The 3085-nt window shown below is 38.2% G+C and carries 3 protein-coding genes; 1 reads left to right on the top strand and 2 read right to left on the bottom strand.

Features of this window, described 5'->3' with window-relative positions; genetic code table 11:
• Positions 1 to 42 precede the first annotated feature (42 nt).
• Together DW182_RS21930 and DW182_RS21925 are read right to left on the bottom strand one after the other, a co-directional pair.
• Positions 43 to 225: a hypothetical protein gene (locus tag DW182_RS21930; RefSeq protein WP_147400150.1), complete on the bottom strand. Its 183-nt coding sequence runs from the start codon at positions 223 to 225 to the stop codon at positions 43 to 45.
• Positions 226 to 502: 277 nt separating this feature from the next.
• Positions 503 to 2587 (bottom strand): hypothetical protein, encoded by a 2085-nt coding sequence (locus DW182_RS21925; protein WP_118296852.1) that lies wholly within the window; start codon positions 2585 to 2587, stop codon positions 503 to 505.
• Between DW182_RS21925 and DW182_RS22665 the strand changes: the two genes are divergently transcribed.
• On the top strand, positions 2586 to 2813 hold the full coding sequence (locus tag DW182_RS22665) for a hypothetical protein (protein WP_118296850.1): 228 nt from the start codon (positions 2586 to 2588) through the stop codon (positions 2811 to 2813). The two genes, DW182_RS21925 and DW182_RS22665, sit on opposite strands and share 2 nt — an antisense overlap.
• Positions 2814 to 3085 lie beyond the last annotated feature (272 nt).

The following is a 3085-nucleotide window of genomic DNA, read 5'->3' as shown; positions in this document are numbered from 1 at the left end:
CTTCGGCAAAAAAATCATTGGATACCGTTATTTTTCGCATGTTTACAATATGGTATCATGAGAAAGGCATGCCTCGGCGGCATCGGGCAGGCAGACCAGGTGATAAACGAGTACAGCAGAAAGCAAACCCAGAAAATTACTAATATAATCATACAGTTCATCACCGTAAACGAAGTTAAGAGGACACGAAGAACGCAACGCATCATACTTTTGGGCTATAGCCACAATTTTTAGAAACAATTTTCAATCCCTATCTTCCGGAACAATGCCAACAAGTCGATTTCCTGCTCTTGTGAAAGCGATTTCACATTTTCCTTGTTTGTTGTATTGCTATTCATTTGTATATTGTCATATAATAAGTTGAGGGTATTCTGTACTATTGAATCCGGAACATATACTAAAAGAATAATCCCTACTTACACATCTATAGTAAATGTATAGGTAGGGATTAAACTGTTTATTCTATTGGATTTGGTTATCCTATGAAAGGATTTCTGTTCCTTTATCCTCCAACTATAACGTTATTTGCATCAGTGCTAGCACCACCCAAATAACCGTCGAAATCGCTACAAGTGAATGTTCCTGCGTTGTATATTCTACCCTTCAGGTAAGTAGTAGTAGCTGTTACAGCACTACCTCTTGGAATATTCAGACTGTAACCTTCATCAACGATAAGTCCTATGATAGTAAATGCTGTAGTAGTCCAAACAACGCGTTCAGAACTCTTCACTTCAACATACTTCACTGTATTTGGTAAGATGCCGCAAGCCGTACAAGCACCGGTGATCTCAACATAGTTAGCGTATTCACCAACTTCTGCTTGGGTTACAGATGTTGCGTTTGTAATAACTTTGATAAAACCAGGCGTTCCTGTAGAGGCTACAACGGTATTTACGTTACCGGTACCAAACAATTCGATAGTACCAATCTTAGCATCAGCAGCAGCGAAAGCATCAGCAAATTTTTTTCCAGTAAAAGCATTGGTACTTACATAAGTATAAGCATCAGCATTCTTTTGCGTGATATAGCCATAATTGTTGATTTTACCACTGGTGTTATTCTGTACACCTAAACTTCCGGCATTGTCAATCCTTCCGTATACTTCCAAGGAAGTGGCATCATTGGTCAGTTCTGCTCCATTCATAAGGAATTCTGCGCCTACAGGGATATCAATTATACCATTATTAGTCATATTCAGTTTCAGAGTGGTTGCACCTGAAATATTTACTGTACCATTATTGGTAATTGCAGTTGTTGTAGGATTAGTAGCTGTAGCTGTTACCATATTTGTCATTGTCATTGTTGCACCTTCAACGACTTCCAGTGAAGTAATATAGTCAAATGTTTTGCTATCTGAGTATTTCCACAAACCTGCAAACTTAACAGGAGTAGCAGTACCAAACTTCAAAGTTGCAGGAACTTCTGTTTCTGTAGTACTTACGAATTTAACAGCATCGCATTGAGTTGCTAGGTCAGTACTAAGTTTAAAAGTTATCTTATTTCCAGCATCTGCTACACGTGCTTCATAAGCAGCTGTAGCTTCTGCATCCATTACGAATTCACTGTTCTCATCGCCGTCCAAGAAGAAATCAACTGTAGCCTTATTGGCTATTGCGTCATAAACTTTCAAGGCATCAATCAGATGTTGTTGATCTGTAATATGCAATCCATCCATATCAAGAGTGGACATGTCGGCTTGGATACTACGTTTGCCATACTTACCGATCTTTTCACCTATGAAAGACCCTTTTGTTGCATCAGTCCATGTATTGTCGAGTACTTCCTGAACACCTTCAGTGACTGTTTTATCATAAGTTACTGTAGTTGCGGTCTTTCCCCAAATATTTCCTTTTGCGTTATCTAATGTTACTTTACCATAGTTTGTTTTGATAACAACATTAGCATTGTTGGCTGTTACTCCGCTTTTGAGAGGTAGCAATGTAAACACTGCGTTGTAGTTATCGGTGATATCCGTTGTAGTTAAAGTATTTACTACTGTAGCAGCGGTTAGATCAACATCAGATACATTTGTCCAAAGTGAAAATTCGGAGTTCCGGTATGGGGTGGCTGCATTATATTTAACAGGAATAGATGTCGTGAAAGCACCATTTGCATTCATTTCAATACTTGAAACCTTAAGTGGACTTACACCCAAACCATCAATTTTATCAGTATTACTGGGAACTGTGGTCAAAATCAATGTAGTACCAACCCGTTTTAGGACGATGTCATACTTTTTGCCATAGCCTGCTGTATTTCCTTTATCTTTGTCATATGGCGCAATAGTCAAAAGTTCAGACATATAGGGGGTTAGCTCTTTTGTTTTTGCATTCTGGTTTTCAGGAATTGTAATAACAGGAGCCGCACTTCCATTATTAGTAAACGCTGTGTCGGCTGGATAAACCATTATTGCTCCCTTTTCCAATACCATTGATTTGGTTGTGAAGACAAATGCCTTATCATCTTTTGCAGAGCCTTCATAAATGGCATTCTGATAACCCGTTAGATTAGAACTTATATCAGTTATACCATGGAACAGAGACATCAAGTCACCTGCTTCAAAATTCAACCCAAAATCGGATGTCATGTCAGCTCTAGTCAAAATGGGCATACCATCACTACCCTCTAATGATACGGCGAACTTAATGGGTGATTCCTATGAAACAGACGGAGAACTCAACTCCTCATCTGCAGTACAGGATGCCAAAGCAATGCTTCCCAACAAAGCACCAAATAAAAATTTAGACTTCATACTCATCTTTTTAATTAATGTTATTTTAAATTCAAATAAATATTTTCCTTTGTACTTTTAAAATTCCTCAGGAGGTTCCGTACTACTTTGTCCAAAACCTTTTTCCACTTCCACCTCCAGAACTTCCACCTCCGGAGCTTCATACTTCATTTCCTTTTCTACTTTCATAATCTCAAAATTTAAATTGTTAGTAATATTAAAATTGTCTCTTTATTCGGTAATGCGATAATTACTGCTACCGCTGGCTGCCTATTATCCTATCGCAAAGACAGGCTACCTCTTATATAAGAACCTTAGCTATTCCTATATATAATAGGTATAGCAAACCCGCAT

Origin of the sequence: Bacteroides sp. AM16-24, assembly GCF_003471885.1 — a bacterium.
Classification (GTDB): Bacteria; Bacteroidota; Bacteroidia; order Bacteroidales; family Bacteroidaceae; genus Bacteroides.
Note: the sequence above shows the minus strand (reverse complement) of the source record. Positions and strands in the feature narration are given on the sequence as shown.

Bases quoted from the DNA above. Each gene is read 5' to 3' on its own strand.
- DW182_RS21925 (WP_118296852.1), bottom strand. From the start codon at position 2,587: ATGACATCCGATTTTGGGTTGAATTTTGAAGCAGGTGACTTGATGTCT.
- DW182_RS22665 (WP_118296850.1), top strand. From the start codon at position 2,586: ATGTCAGCTCTAGTCAAAATGGGCATACCATCACTACCCTCTAATGAT.